This window comes from Elizabethkingia bruuniana, assembly GCF_002024805.1.
In the GTDB taxonomy this organism is placed as follows: Bacteria; Bacteroidota; Bacteroidia; order Flavobacteriales; family Weeksellaceae; genus Elizabethkingia; species Elizabethkingia bruuniana.
Genome location: NZ_CP014337.1, coordinates 1271293 through 1288003 on the forward strand (window position 1 = coordinate 1271293; position 16711 = coordinate 1288003).

Here is a 16711-nt window from a genome sequence, read left to right on the forward strand (position 1 = left end):
AAGACCTCTTCCCCTTATTTACTATATGAAAAAAGAATAATGTAATTATTCCTGATTTTCCTTTAACCACTTTAATCTTCTCTGGTCCGGAAGGTGCTTCACACTAAAGTTTTCAAATTTTGCCAGAAAACCTTTTCCATCCGGACTGGCACCCATTAAGCCAACCATAACCGGAGTATTGTCCTGTAGATAGGCATTGCGCATTAGCTGGTAGTTTGTATCATCAAAAGAATAATAAATTTCTACAGCATCCAGCTTCCTTACAGCTTTTATCCAGATATATGGAAGGCTTTTATCTAGGCTAATCATACTCCAGTCACTTGTTTTATGGGTAACAACACTGCTGATGTTGTATTTGCCATCCACAAACTCAATACCAGTTTTTATATAATTTTCCTTATCAATGCGAAGCATTAGTCCGGCTTGATCAAATCTTTCTTTGTAATCTCCGGTAATTTTTACTTTTACTTCAAATTCACCACCATAAACTCCATAACAGAAGGGAGCATCGTCTACCGTAAATCCATAATGGGATATTCGCCAGTAATCGCTTTGCGGAGTTACAAACATCTGAAGGCTGTTGTTTTTAATCTCCCATTTCTCAGGTTCATTAAACCATTGAAGCTTTTCCAGTTTTTGGGCAGAAACCTGTTGTAGCGTTATGCTGCCAATCATAAACAATAATAGTTTTCGCATATTAATGTTGTTTTTAGCTTAATTGATTATTTTCGCAAAGCTATAATAGACCAACATAGGTAGCAATACTGATTAATAGCCATTTTATGGAAGATAATATAGGTACAACTTTAAATGAGCAACTGCTTCAGCAGAATTTTGGCAAGGAAAACAATCCGGAAGCTCAATTATTGGCAGGACAGAATATTGCAAAGGTATATGCACAAACAGAAAATGCAATTGCTGTACTAAGTGATCTGGTATCAGATAAAAGTTATATCTATTACGGAAATATGGCTGCCACATTAGGACTCACAAATGAAAAGTCTGAAATACCTTCTATATGGGAAAAAGATGTATTGGAGAGAATTCATCCGGATGATCTTACTGAAAAATACCGAATGGAGCTGTACTTTTTTCATTTTCTGAAAGGTATAGCACAGGATAACAGAAGAAATTATCACGTCTCCAGTGCTGTACGGATGAAAACTTCTCAGGGAAGTTATTTGCCGGTATGGCACCGTATATTCTATATTAACAGTACGCCGAACGGAAGCATAGGTTTAGTATTATGTCTTTACAGTTTTTCATCACATCCCGGACAGAATTCTTATGAAGGAATGATTGTAAATACCACTACCGGGGAAATTGTAAAAACCAGTAAACCCGAATTAGATAATATATTATCGGAACGGGAAAAAGAAATTCTGACATTTATAAAAAATGGAAAGCTGAGCAAAGAAATTGCTGCTGAATTATCTATAAGCCTGCATACCGTTAACCGTCATCGCCAGAATATTCTGGAAAAGCTTCATGTAAACAATTCTTTCGAAGCTTGTTATAAAGCAGAATGCCTTGGGTGGATTAGTTAGGAAAAGTTGTATAAAGAATATATTCCATACTTTTTTTGAAATAAGTCTTTTTTTCGAAATCCGGTTTTCCAAAGAAAGAATCCAACTGATCAGCAGGTGTAAGGATTGTACTTGTTTTCATACCGAGATTTGCCATTCCTACAAATATTTTAGTTTTCCTGCCATCCTTTTCTAAAAATAGTAGATAAGAATAATCGGTATTATTTCTTATTTCCAGTTTTTCAATATTTTCATAAAGAACTACGCTATTAATATTTTTAGACGAGATAATAGCTTGTTTGTCTTCAAAGCAAATCTTAAAATTACTGGCAAGAAGCTTTTTGAAAAGAAAAGAGAGAAGAAAGAAAACAATAATTGCGGCAATACCCATTATCATAATTCCCACAGCCCTGGGTATTTTGTTTAGCTGATAGCTAATAACAATAGCCATAAATATTGTCGGGATAAGAAATATAGACAATATGATAAAAAATATAGATAGCCGGTACTGAGATTGTGTCATTCCCCTAAAACTTAAAGTAATTTTTTCTTTCATAATTATTAAAATAATAAGAGCAGTAATATTTCCTTTTGAATAAATAACAGATTTAATTAATCAAATCTAAGAAAACAATAATAACAACAGAAATAGCTAAAGCAGTTAATGCGATAATAAAAAACAAGTCGGCAATCCGTTCGTATTTATAAGATTTTTTTTCCGATTCTGTACGTATGGCAAGAAAAGAGAGGATACAACTAGCCATTAAAAGCAAACTTGCAACTGCTGCAAAATCATCCAAATAGGTTCCTTTTGACAGTTTTGCGACTTTTAGTGAAGTGATGATTACTAAACAAAACCCCAAAAGATTTGAGGATGTGTTAAGAATATGCTGTGATTTTCTTTTCATTACTAAAGCTCTCGTTTTTTTTAACTAATTTATGTAAATAAGCATTACGAGGCAGTTTTTTAATAAATTTTATGATAAATAAATAAATACTAAATTCTTATATTTGTAAAAATGCTTTACAATGGAAGTTACAGATATTGAAACATCACAGGTTACTTTTGAAGATTTCAAAAAACAAATACTTGCGGATTACAAACTAGGCAGAGTCTCAAGAGAAATGAGTCTTTTAGGAAGGAGAGAGGTATTAACCGGAAAAGCCAAGTTCGGGATTTTCGGAGACGGGAAGGAACTTCCTCAGTTAGCAATGTCCAGAGTATTCAGAGACGGAGACTTCAGATCAGGGTATTACCGTGATCAGACTTTTGCGATGGCAATTCATGCATTAACACCAGAAAGCTTCTTTGCTTCTTTATATGCAGATACAGATGTGGAAAGAGATCCGGCATCTGCAGGAAGACAAATGAACGGTCATTTTGCTACGAGATCTTTAAACGAAGATGGTAGCTGGAAGGATCTTACTAAAATGAAAAATATTAGCTCGGACATTTCTACTACAGCAGGGCAGATGCCTCGTTTATTAGGATTAGCTCAGGCTTCTAATTATTATAAAAACCATACTTATCCAGGATCTGAAAAATTCTCCAAAGAAGGAAATGAAGTAGCCTTCGGTACTATCGGAGATGCCTCTACAGCTGAAGGTCATTTCTGGGAAACTATTAACGCTGCAGGAGCATTACAGGTTCCTATGATTATGTCTATTTGGGATGATGGTTACGGAATTTCTGTACCAACTAAAAACCAGAGAGCGAAAGAGGATATGACAGAAATGCTGTCAGGATTCCAAAGAAAAGAAGGTGAAAATCAAGGTTTCGAGCTTATTCAGGTGAAAGCTTGGGATTATCCTGCATTACAAGATGCTTACACGAAAGCAGAACATTTTGCAAGAACTGAAAGAGTACCTGTAATTATCCACGTTATTGAGGTTACACAACCACAAGGACACTCTACATCGGGTTCTCATGAGCGTTATAAATCTCCGGAAAGATTGCAATGGGAGCAGGAGCACGATGGACTGAAAAAATTCCGTGAGTGGATCCTGAACTATGAAATTGAAGGTGAAGAGGGATCAATGGTACTGGCTTCCGAAGAAGAATTGGATCTTATAGACAGAGAAGCTAAGAAAGAAGCTAAAGACGGACAGAAGAAAGCTTGGGATGTATATCAGGGAACAATTATTTCATTAAAAGATAAAGCATTACCTGCAGTAGAAAAATTAGCTACAGTATCTGCAAACCCTGCAGGAATAAATGAGGAGATTGAAAAATTCAAATCACTTATTACTATTGCTAAAAAAGAAGTTTTCCATTTACTAAGAAGATCTCTTTGGGTAACAAGAGGTGAAAACTCTGCAGAACGTCAGGCTGTAAAAAGTATATTAAATGAATTAACAGCTGTAGAAAGAGATAATTATTCATCTCACCTGTATAGTGAATCAGAGTGGCAGGCTGTCAATATACCTGAAGTTAAACCAACTTATGCAGACGATGCTGAAATGGTAGACGGAAGAGTAGTAATAAGAGATAATTTCGATAAAATATTAGCAAAATATCCTGAATTCCTAATCTTTGGTGAAGACAGTGGAAATATTGGAGATGTAAACCAGGGGTTGGAAGGGCTTCAGGAAAAATATGGAGTTGATCGTGTTGCCGATACAGGTATTCGTGAAGCGACAATATTAGGGCAGGGAATTGGTCTTGCTATGAGAGGACTTCGTCCTGTAGCCGAGATTCAGTATTTGGATTATTTGCTTTACTGTATTCAGGGAATGAGTGATGATTTGGCAACAGTTCATTACCGTACGAAGGGTGGGCAGAAAGCTCCGGTTATTGTACGTACAAGAGGACACCGTTTAGAAGGAATCTGGCATTCGGGATCGCCAATGGCAGGAATTCTGAACTTAATAAAAGGTATTCATGTATTGGTACCAAGAAACCTTACCAAAGCTGCAGGTTTCTATAATACAATGTTACAGTCGGATGAACCTTCTCTTATTATTGAAACTCTGAACGGATACCGTCTGAAAGAAAAGTTGCCAAACAACTTAGGAGAGTTTACGGTACCGGTAGGTAAAGTAGAAATTACAAAAGAAGGAACAGACGCTACAGTAGTAACTTACGGTTCTACATGGAGAATTGTAATGGAAGCAGCAGCAGAATTAGAAAAACTTGGCGTGAATATTGAAGTAATAGACATTCAGTCATTGATGCCGTTTGATATATCTGAAGATATTCTGGAAAGTGTGAAGAAGACAAACCGCTTGGTAGTGGTAGATGAAGATGTACAGGGAGGTGCAACAGCCTTTATTCTTCAGCAGGTTATTGAAAAACAAAAAGCGTTCAGACATTTAGATTCAGAACCGTTGACAATAGCAGCACAAGATCACAGACCAGCATACGCTTCAGACGGAGATTATTTCTCTAAACCTTCGGCAGATGATGTAGTGGAGAAAATTTATGCACTTGTGCGTGAATCTAATCCAACAAAATATCCGGAGATTTAATAAAATATTTTATTATGAATAATGTATTGAAATTTGTTTTAGCAGGTGGTTTAGGGTTAGCATTAACTTCATGCGGAACTCAGAAAAAGTTAGAAGCATTACAAACAGATTATCAGAAGTGTCTGAGTGATTCAGGGCAGAAAGAAAGCCTTATTCAGAGTCAGAAAGTAAGAGTTTCTTCATTGGAAGAGCAAATTAATTTGCTTAAAAATCAAAATGTAATCTTACAGGAAAGCTTAAAAGATTGTGCGAGCAACAGCAACAAAGGATCTATGAATATAGAGAAGTTGATTGGTCAGATCAAAGAATCTCAGGATTACATCAAGAGATTACAGGATGCAAGATCTAAGCAGGATTCTCTGAATATTGCAATATCTAACAAGCTGAAAAGATCTCTTGATAATATTAATGATCAGGATATCGATATTAAAGTTCAGAAAGGTGTTGTATTCATTTCATTATCCGATAAAATGTTATACAAATCTGGCAGCTATGAAATCCTGCCTACAGCTGAGACTGTATTAGAGAAAGTAGCGCGTGTAATCAATGATTATAGTGACTATGATGTAATGGTAGAAGGGCATACGGATACAGATCCGATGAAGCCAAATGCACTAATCAGAGATAACTGGGATCTGTCTGCATTGCGTGCAACTTCAGTTGTAAGAATGCTTCAGACAAAATTCGCAGTTAATCCTTCCAGAATGACAGCCGGAGGACGTTCAGAATACGTTCCTAAAACAGACAACAATACGCCGATGGGTAAATCTGAGAACAGAAGAACAGAAATTATCGTTCTTCCTAAATTAGACCAGTTCATGCAGCTATTGGAAGCAAAAAGATAAAATTGTAAATTCCTTATAAAAGCCTGTTTCAGTTATTGAAACAGGCTTTTTTTATTGACTATTGAATTGAGACATAAAGTATTGCCAATTCTGGATATATTCTCTTTTTTGCAAAATCTGTAATAAGCTGTTTATTCTCATTTGTTCGTTTTTAGTTTCGCTATTTTTTTCACAATCTTTTTCGTAAATTCGCAATAAAATTTTTTCCAATGAATTACGATATTATTGTTATAGGAAGTGGACCTGGTGGTTATGTTACTGCAATCAGAGCTTCCCAATTGGGTTTCAAAACTGCAATTATAGAGAAAGAGAATCTTGGTGGTATCTGCCTTAACTGGGGTTGTATTCCAACAAAAGCTTTATTGAAGTCTGCACAGGTTTTCAAATATATAGAACATGCTGAGGAATATGGTCTTAATAAAGTAGAGCCTAGTTTTGAATTCCCGAACATCATCCAAAGAAGCCGTGGCGTTGCTAATAAAATGAGCAAGGGTATCGAGTTCCTGATGAAGAAAAACAAAATCGATGTAATCTTAGGTACTGCAAAAGTATTACCAGGCAAGAAAGTAGAAGTTACTGATGCTGAAGGTAAAAAACAAACTTATGCAGGTCAGAATATTATTATAGCAACTGGTGCACGTTCCCGTGAATTGCCAAACCTTCCGCAGGATGGTAAAAAAGTAATCGGTTACCGTCAGGCACTAAGCTTACCAGAGCAACCAAAATCTATGATTGTTGTAGGTTCAGGAGCTATCGGTGTTGAGTTTGCTTACTTTTATTCAAGTTTAGGAACTAAAGTTACTGTAGTAGAATTCTTACCAAACATCGTTCCTTTAGAAGATGAGGAAGTATCTAAGCACTTAGAGAAATCATTGAAAAAAGCAGGAATCGAGGTAATGACAAATTCTTCTGTTGAAAGCGTAGATACTACAGGTGAAGGTGTAAAAGCTAAAGTAAAAACGGCTAAAGGTGAAGTTATCCTTGAAGCAGATGTTGTACTTTCTGCAGTTGGTATCCAGGCAAATATTGAAAATATCGGACTTGAAGAAGTTGGTATTAAAACAGATAAAGGAAGAGTTTTAGTAAACGAATGGTATCAGACAAATGTACCGGGTTACTATGCAATCGGAGATATTATCCCTACCCAGGCACTAGCTCACGTAGCATCTGCTGAAGGTATTACTTGTGTGGAGAAAATCAAAGGAATGCATGTAGATAAAATTGATTACGGCAATATCCCTGGTTGTACTTACTGTCTTCCTGAAATTGCATCTGTTGGTTTAACAGAAAAGCAGGCTAAAGAAAAAGGTTACGAAATAAAAGTAGGTAAATTCCCGTTCTCTGCTAGTGGTAAAGCTACAGCAAATGGTGATACTGATGGTTTCGTAAAAGTAATCTTTGATGCTAAGTACGGTGAATGGTTAGGATGCCACATGATTGGTACAGGTGTAACTGAATTAGTTGCTGAAGCTGTTGTAGCAAGAAGATTAGAAACTACAGGTCATGAGATCATTAAATCTATCCACCCGCACCCGACTTTATCTGAAGCGATTATGGAAGCGGTAGCAGCTGCTTATGGAGAAGTAATTCACATATAATATAAACGTAATATAAATATTATGTGAAAAATAATTAAAATCCACAGCAACTGCTGTGGATTTTATAATTTTATAAACCAAATTTTTACAACACAAAATTATTAAATGGATTACAGAACAGGGCTTGTACTTTCGGGAGGCGGAACTAAAGGCATTGCGCATGCAGGAGTGCTGAAGTTTCTGGAAGAGCAGCAAATAAAAGTAGATGTTATTTCCGGTACATCGGCAGGGGCATTGGTTGGAGCATTATATGCGTATGGAAAGTCGCCTGAAGATATTCTGGCTTTTTTCCAATCTGTCCATTTTTTCAATTGGAAGCATCTGGTATTTAATAAGCCGGGTATTGTCAGTTCAGATATTTTCAGAATTTATCTTGAACCCATATTTGGGAATTCAAAAATAAAAGAAAGCAGAATACCATTGTTACTTACAGCTACAGACTTGGGAACAGGAACTTTGCATGTGTTTGATGAGGACACGGAGTTAATAGATGCTATTATTTCTTCTGCGGCAATTCCGGGTGTTGCCACTCCCTATAGTATTAATGAAGAAATCTATTGTGACGGTGGTATTATCAATAATTTTCCTGCAGATTTATTAAATAATAAGGTAGAGAAAATGATTGGAGTATATCTTTCTCCCATGGAAAAGCTGAACCAGAATAAAATAAAGAGTATCCGATCGGTTACTGAGCGGGCTTTGGAAATATTATTATACAGATCGGAGCAGCATAAGTTTGAATTGTGTGATTGGTTTATTCCTTTAAATAAGCTAAGCAGCTACGGAAGGTTTGAAACCAAAAAACAACGAACGCAGGAGATATTTGATATTGGCTATATCTCTGCACAGGATACTTTTGCAGATAGTCTGTTCTATCAGGATGCAAAATCCATTATATAAGGCAGATAAACATAAATGCCTGTTAAAACAGCCGCAAGAACTGCTATTACAACAGCTCCGGCGGCTATATCTTTTATGATACCTATATACTGATTGTATTCAGGGTGGACAAAATCACATATTTTCTCTACACACGTATTTAGAGCTTCAGTAACCAGAACAAAGAATGAAGCCATCAATATAAGTGCTATTTCCAGTCTTTCTAACTTTAGAAAAACAATAAGAAACAGGTTAACCAGAAGGCCCAATACTTCAATCTGAAAATTTCTCTCATTTTTCAGTAAGAACAATATTCCTCTGAAAGCATTACCAAAACTTTTATGTAGAGAAGGTTTACGCATTATTCCCAGTATTTGTCAACCATATAGATCAGTTGAGTCATAGCACTTGCTCCCAGCAAAAGCTCTCTTCTGTTAACAGCTTCAAAAACGTCAGAAGCAGAGTGGTGTAGATCAAAGTATCTTTGCGAATCAGGCATTAAACCAGCAGTAGATACACCATATTTTTTTAATGGTGCAATATCGGTTCCTCCTTCTGAATCAGCAATATTATGAACATTATAGCTTGCAAATAATTTCATCCAATTTTTTACGTCAGCTTTTTGGTTTGGTGTCACATCCATAAAGAAACCAATAGGAGAGTAGCCTCCGGCATCGCTTTCAAGAGCAAAGATATGTTTCTCTTTGGCACCATTCTCTTCTGCATATTTTAGTCCGCCTCGCGTTCCGTTTTCTTCATTAGCAAATAATACAGCGCGTATTGTATGGTTATTGTTAATTCCTAGTTTTTTGAAAGTTCTGAGTACCTCTATAGACTGTACAATTCCGGCACCATCATCCTGTGCGCCTTCACCCACATCCCATGAATCCAGGTGTCCTCCGACAACAATAATTTTCTGATCTTTTTTACCGGTAATTTCTCCGATTACAGAATTGCTCATAACTTCCTCTCTCATTCCACAATTTGAATTGAGTTTAGCCGTTACCTTTTGAGATTGTAATAACTTAGCAAGATTCTCCGCTCCTTTTGGACCAATAGCGACAGCCGGTATTTTTTCTATTCCGTCTTCATACTTCATCGCTCCTGTATGTGGTGCGTCGTCTGTAGCAGAAGATAAAGAGCGGATAATTACAGCTTTTCCGCCTTTCTTTGCAACCATTGAAGCTGTTGCTCTCCTGTATATTCCGGCATCACGATATCCAAGGAATGTAGTAATATAAGATTGGTTGAAAGGATAGCTGAAAAATACAATTTTACCCTTTACAGCACTTTCTGGCAATGCATTGAACTCTTCAATAGTTTTTACCAGAATTATATCTCCGGTCAGGTCTTTACCTTTAGTCCCTTCAGAGTTTCCAAGAGAAAGCATATTGACAGACTGCCACTGCCCATTAGCTGTTTTTATATGAAGAGATTCTTTACCTCTTACCCATACCGGAACTTTTACAGGCTGAAGCCATACTTTATCCGCTCCGGCTTGTTTTAATTGATTAACAGCCCATTGGGTTGCTTTTTCGTAAGCTGCAGAACCGCTTAGTCTGTGCCCAATATTTTTACTAAGATCCCTTAGTTCTTCATAGGCTTCTCCGTGGTTTAAAATTTGTCCCGATATTTTAGAAAATACCAGAGAATCGTCCTTCTGTTGGGCGAAAAAAAATCCACTCGCAATGAGTGGAATAAGCATTAGTTTTTTCATTGCAATTCCTGTCAAGTTTTGAGTAAATCAAATTTAAGGAATTTTTACAGGAAAAAATATTATTTCATGTCATACATTACCAATGCAGTAAGCAGTTTAGGTTCAATGTAAGTACATTTTGGCGGCATTTTTTGTTTAAGGTCCGATATTTTTACCAAATCAGAGAATGGTAACGGGTGGATTGCAAACCCTACAGCATACTCACCATTATCTACCAGCTGCTTGATTTCAGCAATACCTTCTACTGTAGAGTTACCTTTAGAGAAGCCAATTCTGTCACTTAGTTTGGTTTCCATTCCCAATACTTCTTTAATCACGTTACGTTCCAGGAAGTAATGATCCAGATCCTCTAATCCTCCGGTTTTATTTCTAAGATCATGTCTGATATGAAGGCTGTAGAATTTACCGTCTACATACATGCTCAGGTGATATTTCTGAGAAGGATAATAAGGAACATCTCCTTTTTCGTGAATAACGAAGAACTTTTCTAAAGACTTTAGGAATTGTTCAGTAGATAAGCCATTAAGGTCTTTTATCAGACGGTTATAATCGTGGATTTTAATAGACTGGTTGGAAACAATGTAACTGTAAACATAATTGAAGCCTTCCTGTCCGGTATGTTTTTTACCTTTATCCAGATGGTTTTTAGCATTTAGTGCTGCTGAACCAATTCTGTGGTGACCATCGGCAATGTAGAAGGAATCGATTTGTTCGATTACCTCTTTATATTGCTGAAGTTTCAGGCGGTTGTCTATTCTCCATAACTTATGACGAACTCCGTTTTTATCAGTAAAGTTAGCAACCGGAACATTTTTCTCTTCCAGATTCATCAATACTTCTATCTTGGAATTGGAAGGGTAGGTAAGCAATACCGGTTCAGCCTGAATTTTTACTTTATCCAGGTAATGGGCAAACTTTTCTTTTCTCTGCGTTATGGTTGCTTCGTGTTTCTTTATTTTTCCGTTCCAGAAGTCATCCACAGATGTTAGACCCAGAAGACCACGGTAAACTGTTTTATCCGGCATTATCTGCTCGTAAAGATAAAATGCAGCGTTGTCCTGAGATAGTTTTTTATCCTGAAACAGCTCTTCAAAATTAGTTCTGACCTTTCGTAAGTTACGGTCTACATCTTTTGATTTGCTGCATACAAAAGGCTTTAGCATTTGGACATAAGAATCGTCCACGCCAGCTTTTAGATGTAGTTCTTCTTCTGTGAAGTTATCTATAGATGCTGTTGTAAATGTTTCAACCAAATCATGGTGAGGTCTTATGCCTCGAAAGGGTTTAAATAAAGGCATTTCTTTCTATTGTAGTTTAAGTTTAATTAGTTGTTCTGCTAATTCCGTTCCAATTTTTTCCTGCGCATCAATTGTGCTGCCCCCAATATGCGGGCTTAATGATAAAGCAGGATTCATTAATAAAGGAAGTTCGGGATTAGGTTCGTTTTCAAAAACGTCCAGTGCGGCACCAGCTATTTTTCCTTCTTCGATAAAGTCCAGTAGGGTAACTTCGTTAAGTACACCACCTCTGGCTGCGTTGACAATAAATACACCGTCTTTCATTTTACTGAATTCTTCAGAATCCAGAATATAATGGAGTGTTTTCGCTGTATTGATACTGATAAAATCAGATTGCGTAATTACTTCATCAAGGGAAACAGAAGTTAAGCTGAAATTCACCTTTTGCCCATCGAAAAAGTTTAGTGCTACTTTTTCGGTCTTTGGTGTTCTGTTGTAACATAAAACTTTCATTCCCAGAGAAATTCCAATTTTAGCTACTTCCATTCCGATTTTACCCATACCAATTACCCCAAGAGTTTTTCCTTTGAGCTCAAAAGCTTTGGCAAAAGATTTCTTAAGTTCATTGAATTTGGTTTCTCCCTCCAGCGGCATCAGTCTGTTTGACTCATGCAGGTTTCTGGCCAGAGAGAAGAAATGAGCAAAAACAAGTTCGGCAACAGAACGTAAAGAGGCAAGGGGAGTATTGAATACATAGATGTCTTTCTCTCTTGCGTATTCCACATCAATATTATCCATGCCAATACCTCCTCGTCCTACAATCCTTAATGTAGGGCAGGCGTCTATCAGTTCTTTTGTTACTTTGGTTGCAGATCTTACAAGAAGAACATCCACTTTGTTATCGTTAATAAACTGGGCAAGATGTCCGGATGAAACGCGATTATCCAGCAGATTAATTCCTGCCTCTTTTAATGCTTTTTCCCCCGATTCCGAAATACCATCGTTAGCTAATACCTTCATATAAGATACAAATTTACAGATTTAAAAATTTACAGATTTTTGAGTTCGTTAATTTTCAAATCAATTAATTAGCTAATAGACTTCATAACGTCTACTAATACCTGTACACTTTCAATTGGCAGCGCATTGTAAAGACTTGCGCGGTATCCGCCAAGACTTCTGTGCCCATTAAGGCCACTAATGCCTGCTGCTTTCCATGCAGTATCGAAAGCTTCTTTTTTAGATTCGTCAGTAAGTTTGAAGGAAACATTCATTAATGAACGATCCTCTTTTACAGAATATCCTTCGAATAAAGGGTTTCTGTCGATTTCATCATATAATAATTTAGCTTTCGCTTCATTGCGTGCTTCAGCTGCTTCTATACCACCATGCTGCTCCAGGTACTGAAGTGTAAGGAGTGAAGTATAAACAGCAAATACAGGTGGCGTATTGTACATACTTTCCTTATCAATATGCAGCTGATAGTTTAAGTAAGAAGGAATATCTCTTCCTGTTTTTCCAAGAATATCTTTTTTTACAACAACTAATGTTGCTCCGGCAGGGCCCATGTTTTTCTGTGCTCCGGCGTAAATTAAATCGAATTGTGAGAAATCCAATACTCTGCTGAAAATATCGGATGACATATCACAGACCATTAAAGTATCTGTTTTAGGAAACTCTTTCATCTGAGTTCCATAGATTGTATTGTTGGATGTACAGTGGAAATAGTTGTATTCAGATCCTACGGTATAACCTTTAGGAATGAATGAATAGTTCTGATCTTTAGAAGAACCAGCGATATCTACTGTACCTAGTTTTTTAGCTTCTTTAATAGCTCCTGCAGCCCATGTTCCGGTATCCAGATATGCAGCTTTACCGTCTGTTTTCATAAGGTTGAAAGGAACCATTGCAAATTGAAGGCTTGCACCACCCTGAAGAAAGAGAACATCATAATCATCTCCAAGCTTCATTAATCTTTTTACAATAGCACGCGCTTCATCCATTACGGCAACAAACTCTTTGCTTCTGTGTGAGATTTCCAGAAGGGAAAGCCCCATCCCGTTAAAATCTAAAATAGCTTCTGAAGCTTTCTGGAAAACTTCCTGAGGCAGAATACAAGGACCGGCGCTAAAATTATGTTTCTTCATTACTAAATTTGGTGTTATATTGTTTTTATAAAGTCTTTATTGAAAAAAAACGCTCACAATTAGTGAGCGGTATTTTTATTCTCCGTGTAAAAAAGCTTTTTTCTCAAGAAGCTCTTCTTCAGTTTCTACATGATCTTCATCTGGTACACAGCAGTCTACAGGACATACAGCAGCACATTGAGGCTCTTCGTGGAAACCTTTACATTCAGTACATTTATCTGTTACAATGAAGTATACATCATCACTAACAGGTTCTTGTGGGGCATTAGCATCTATAGTCAGACCTGATGTCATCGTTACGGTTCCTTTTAGGTTGGTTCCGTCAGCGGCTTTCCAGTCTACAGCTCCTTCATATATCGCAGTGTTAGGGCATTCAGGCTCACAAGCTCCACAGTTAATACATTCATCCGTTATTTTAATGGCCATTGCTCTTTAATTTTTGTTAAATTTGCACAAAGATAAAAATTTTTCACCAGATTATGAATAAGGAAGCTAAAATTCGGGGGTTAGGAGGTTTAGGAAGTTTTTTGAAAGAGTTCTTAACAAAAAATAATAACGATTATACACCTCTGGAAGAGGAATTTCAGGGATTATTGTTAAGATCAGAAATTGAAAATCCATGGTTTACTCAGAATAGTTTGAGATATGCTTTGGAAAGTTTAGCAGAAGTTCTTAATGAGGCTGCAATCAGCAGTTGGACAGATAAATACCCATTTTCAGATACCTCAAAAAGAGTAGGTCTTATCTTAGCTGGTAATCTGCCGTTAGTAGGATTTCACGATGTAATGTGTGTTGTATTATCCGGACATATTCCGGTGATAAAACTTTCTGCCAAAGATCGTTTACTCATTCCTTTTCTGATGAAAATATGGAATGATTTTACAGAAGAAGGAATTGAATATGAATTTGTTGAAAAACTTGAAAACTTCGATGCTGTAATTGCTACGGGAAGCAATAATACAGCAAGGTATCTGGAGTTTTATTTCAAAGATTATCAGAATATCATTCGTAAGAACCGTACGTCAGTAGCTGTTTTAAATGGAAATGAGAGCGATGAAGAATTGCAGTTATTAGCTGAGGATATTTTCCGTTATTTCGGATTAGGATGTCGTAACGTTACAAGACTATTTATTCCTAAGGACTTTAAGCTTGAGCGTCTTTTTGAAAATTTCCTGAATTTTAAAGATGTAATCAATCATAATAAATACGCAAACAACTACGATTATAACAGAGCTGTATATTTATTAAATCAGGAACCTTTCTGGGATAATAATTTTGTAATGCTTCGTGAAGGTGAAGAGTTATTTAGCCCGCTTTCAGTAATTAACTTTAGCAGGTATAAAAACCTTGGTGATGTAAAAACTTTTATTAGCGAACATCAGGAGGAAATACAATGTATAGTTGCTAAAGATGCATTAGGATTAGCATCGGTTTCTTTCGGTGAAGCTCAGAAACCAGGATTGGATGTTTATGCAGATAATGTAGACACAATGGCTTTTCTTAGTGTTGTATAAAACATTAATTAAAAGTTTTAAAATATTTTCAGATTCCCTATCCGTTTATGGATGGGGAATTTTTGCATTTAAGAATATACAGGATGGTATGCTACAAAATAAATTTGTAGTTTAGTTCATTGTATAATTTGTGTCTGAGAATGCAGCGTATCCCTCAATATGAACCTAATAATTTTAAATCTATTCTTGATATAGAAAGAATAGAGATGAAGGATATTTTCAACAGTTTCTTTATAGAACCTCTTTCTGTATTGAACCGGCGTAAGAAGGTTTCTTCCCTGCCACACAGAAAGACCGTCAATGACTTTGTATTTGTAATTAAAGGAGAATTAGAGAAAATGGTATGCTCGGACTCTTTTGTTATTGGTGAAAGTATGTTTATGTTTTTACCTGTATACAAAATAAGAACAATTGTTCGCAATTCTCAGAACATCCAAGGATTCTACTGTCACTTCTCTGAAGAATTTATTGCTGAAAGCGGAATTGCAGTAAAGCAGCTGAAAGAAATTTTCCATTACACAGAATTGACGGGCAATCTGTCTGTCCATCTGGATGAGGATTATAAATGCAGGGTGGAATGGATATTAGATCAGCTTCTGAATTTTTATGATAAAGAAAATAATATTATCCTGCTTCGGGCCTATTTTTCTACACTGATAAGTGAACTTCATCATTTTATACAAAGCAAACCTCTTCCGGTATTTTCTCCGAAGGAAACACTTACACTACGTTTTAGGAAACTTATCACAAGTCATATTCAGGATGTCCATACTACACAGGAATATGCTAAATTACTTAATGTGTCTCCGAATCATCTGAATAAATGTGTAAAAAGTACTATTGGTAAGACTGCATCTGATCTCATTAATGAGGCATTACTAATGGAAGCAAAAGCCTTATTATCCATGTCGCAATATTCTGTTGCAGAAGTAGCTTTTACTTTGGGCTTCGAAGATGCGTCTTATTTTTCCCGTTTTTTTAAAAAACATGCAGTCCAAAGTCCTACCGAATATAGACGAATGATTGATTTGTCCTGTTAATTGATTTTTCTGTTCTGGTTATGCAGTGTTCAGGGACGGAACTTTGCAGGATAATAATTAACCAGAAATGGAAACATTAAAACGAAATACTGTCGGGATTCTCTTCTTATCCTGCCTTATGTCCTTTGCTCAGGAAGAAAAGAGCGAAAAAATTCTGAACCCGCCTGTAACAATAGAAGTTCTTACCGGAGACGCTGGAATAGCTTCTCAGATGATTATTAATAAATCTTTCCGGTCTGTTCCTCGTCTAGGATTTTTTAGTGTTACAAATATTTCCTCAAAATGGAACGAAACAACCTCAAAGGATGCCATGAGTCAGGCGAATATCACTTTCGAAATAGTAAAAGGATTGCGGTTGTTTGGTGGTATGCATTATACACCAACCACAGGGTTGCGGCCTACTACAGCTTTAATGTATACAATCAATTATAAATCTCTTTTACTGAGTATAGGTCCACGAATTGATTTGTCGAAGAATAGCAATGCAGAAGGTTTTGTAATGGCAGAATACAAGCCGGAAATTAATGAGAACTGGAAAATATATTCCAGGGTACAGGGATTGTATGCACAAAATTTAAATTCCGGAGAGCATGCCAGAAGCTATCTTATGTTACGATTGGGGCTTAGTTATAAGGAGATCCGTTTCGGATTGGGAGCGAATTGGGATGCGTATGGTCCGGAAAAGCAGGGTAAACAAAACTATGGTGTTTTTCTGGCTGCCAGTCTGTTTAATTAAACT

At 36.5% G+C, this 16711-nt stretch carries 17 protein-coding genes; 8 read left to right on the plus strand and 9 right to left on the minus strand.

Features of this window, described 5'->3' with window-relative positions; genetic code table 11:
• Positions 1-45: 45 nt before the first annotated feature.
• On the minus strand, positions 46-696 hold the full coding sequence (locus AYC65_RS05965; protein WP_034867679.1) for a DUF1349 domain-containing protein: 651 nt from the start codon (positions 694-696) through the stop codon (positions 46-48).
• 86 nt (positions 697-782) lie between these two features.
• On the opposite strand from AYC65_RS05965, the gene AYC65_RS05970 reads away from it, so the two are divergent.
• Positions 783-1547: a response regulator transcription factor gene (locus AYC65_RS05970; protein WP_034867680.1), complete on the plus strand. Its 765-nt coding sequence runs from the start codon at positions 783-785 to the stop codon at positions 1545-1547.
• Here the strand turns inward: AYC65_RS05970 and AYC65_RS05975 are convergent.
• Together AYC65_RS05975 and AYC65_RS05980 are read right to left on the minus strand one after the other, a co-directional pair.
• Positions 1540-2082, minus strand: coding sequence for a hypothetical protein (locus AYC65_RS05975; RefSeq protein WP_236708669.1), 543 nt, complete (start codon positions 2080-2082; stop codon positions 1540-1542). The genes AYC65_RS05970 and AYC65_RS05975 overlap by 8 nt on opposite strands.
• 52 nt (positions 2083-2134) lie before the next feature.
• The gene (locus AYC65_RS05980; protein WP_034867682.1) at positions 2135-2434 is read right to left on the minus strand and encodes a hypothetical protein; all 300 of its coding nucleotides are present in this window, start codon (positions 2432-2434) and stop codon (positions 2135-2137) included.
• Positions 2435-2555: 121 nt separating this feature from the next.
• Here AYC65_RS05980 and AYC65_RS05985 point away from each other — a divergent pair, with 121 nt between their 5' ends.
• The 4 genes from AYC65_RS05985 to AYC65_RS06000 all read left to right on the plus strand — a co-directional run bounded on the left by AYC65_RS05985 (position 2556) and on the right by AYC65_RS06000 (position 8337).
• Positions 2556-4994 (plus strand): alpha-ketoacid dehydrogenase subunit alpha/beta, encoded by a 2439-nt coding sequence (locus AYC65_RS05985; protein ID WP_034867684.1) that lies wholly within the window; start codon positions 2556-2558, stop codon positions 4992-4994.
• Positions 4995-5008: 14 nt separating this feature from the next.
• Positions 5009-5839 carry an OmpA/MotB family protein gene (locus AYC65_RS05990; RefSeq protein ID WP_034867686.1) on the plus strand — a complete coding sequence of 277 codons (831 nt, stop codon included), beginning with the start codon at positions 5009-5011 and terminating at the stop codon, positions 5837-5839.
• Between the two features lie 209 nt (positions 5840-6048).
• Positions 6049-7437 (plus strand): dihydrolipoyl dehydrogenase, encoded by a 1389-nt coding sequence (gene lpdA, locus AYC65_RS05995; protein WP_024564082.1) that lies wholly within the window; start codon positions 6049-6051, stop codon positions 7435-7437.
• Between the two features lie 105 nt (positions 7438-7542).
• Positions 7543-8337 carry a patatin-like phospholipase family protein gene (locus AYC65_RS06000; protein WP_034867687.1) on the plus strand — a complete coding sequence of 265 codons (795 nt, stop codon included), beginning with the start codon at positions 7543-7545 and terminating at the stop codon, positions 8335-8337.
• Here AYC65_RS06000 and AYC65_RS06005 read toward each other — a convergent pair.
• The 6 genes from AYC65_RS06005 to AYC65_RS06030 form a co-directional block, all read right to left on the minus strand.
• Positions 8313-8678 carry a diacylglycerol kinase family protein gene (locus AYC65_RS06005; RefSeq protein ID WP_034867689.1) on the minus strand — a complete coding sequence of 122 codons (366 nt, stop codon included), beginning with the start codon at positions 8676-8678 and terminating at the stop codon, positions 8313-8315. The two genes, AYC65_RS06000 and AYC65_RS06005, sit on opposite strands and share 25 nt — an antisense overlap.
• Positions 8678-10033 (minus strand): M20/M25/M40 family metallo-hydrolase, encoded by a 1356-nt coding sequence (locus tag AYC65_RS06010; protein ID WP_234300252.1) that lies wholly within the window; start codon positions 10031-10033, stop codon positions 8678-8680. The genes AYC65_RS06005 and AYC65_RS06010 overlap by 1 nt, the downstream gene beginning before the upstream one ends.
• 59 nt (positions 10034-10092) lie before the next feature.
• Complete coding sequence (locus tag AYC65_RS06015) at positions 10093-11331, minus strand: DUF1015 domain-containing protein (protein WP_034867691.1); 1239 nt, start codon at positions 11329-11331, stop codon at positions 10093-10095.
• Between the two features lie 6 nt (positions 11332-11337).
• Complete coding sequence (locus AYC65_RS06020) at positions 11338-12291, minus strand: D-2-hydroxyacid dehydrogenase (RefSeq protein ID WP_034867693.1); 954 nt, start codon at positions 12289-12291, stop codon at positions 11338-11340.
• A 68-nt stretch (positions 12292-12359) separates the two neighbouring features.
• Complete coding sequence (gene serC / locus AYC65_RS06025) at positions 12360-13418, minus strand: 3-phosphoserine/phosphohydroxythreonine transaminase (protein ID WP_034867695.1); 1059 nt, start codon at positions 13416-13418, stop codon at positions 12360-12362.
• A 75-nt stretch (positions 13419-13493) separates the two neighbouring features.
• Positions 13494-13844, minus strand: coding sequence for a 4Fe-4S binding protein (locus tag AYC65_RS06030; RefSeq protein ID WP_009088212.1), 351 nt, complete (start codon positions 13842-13844; stop codon positions 13494-13496).
• A gap of 53 nt (positions 13845-13897) precedes the next feature.
• Here AYC65_RS06030 and AYC65_RS06035 point away from each other — a divergent pair, with 53 nt between their 5' ends.
• The 3 genes from AYC65_RS06035 to AYC65_RS06045 all read left to right on the plus strand — a co-directional run bounded on the left by AYC65_RS06035 (position 13898) and on the right by AYC65_RS06045 (position 16708).
• On the plus strand, positions 13898-14932 hold the full coding sequence (locus tag AYC65_RS06035; protein WP_034867697.1) for an aldehyde dehydrogenase family protein: 1035 nt from the start codon (positions 13898-13900) through the stop codon (positions 14930-14932).
• A 140-nt stretch (positions 14933-15072) separates the two neighbouring features.
• Complete coding sequence (locus AYC65_RS06040) at positions 15073-15972, plus strand: helix-turn-helix domain-containing protein (RefSeq protein ID WP_034867698.1); 900 nt, start codon at positions 15073-15075, stop codon at positions 15970-15972.
• Between the two features lie 67 nt (positions 15973-16039).
• Positions 16040-16708 carry a hypothetical protein gene (locus tag AYC65_RS06045; RefSeq protein WP_065419763.1) on the plus strand — a complete coding sequence of 223 codons (669 nt, stop codon included), beginning with the start codon at positions 16040-16042 and terminating at the stop codon, positions 16706-16708.
• The last annotated feature ends 3 nt before the right edge of the window (positions 16709-16711 follow it).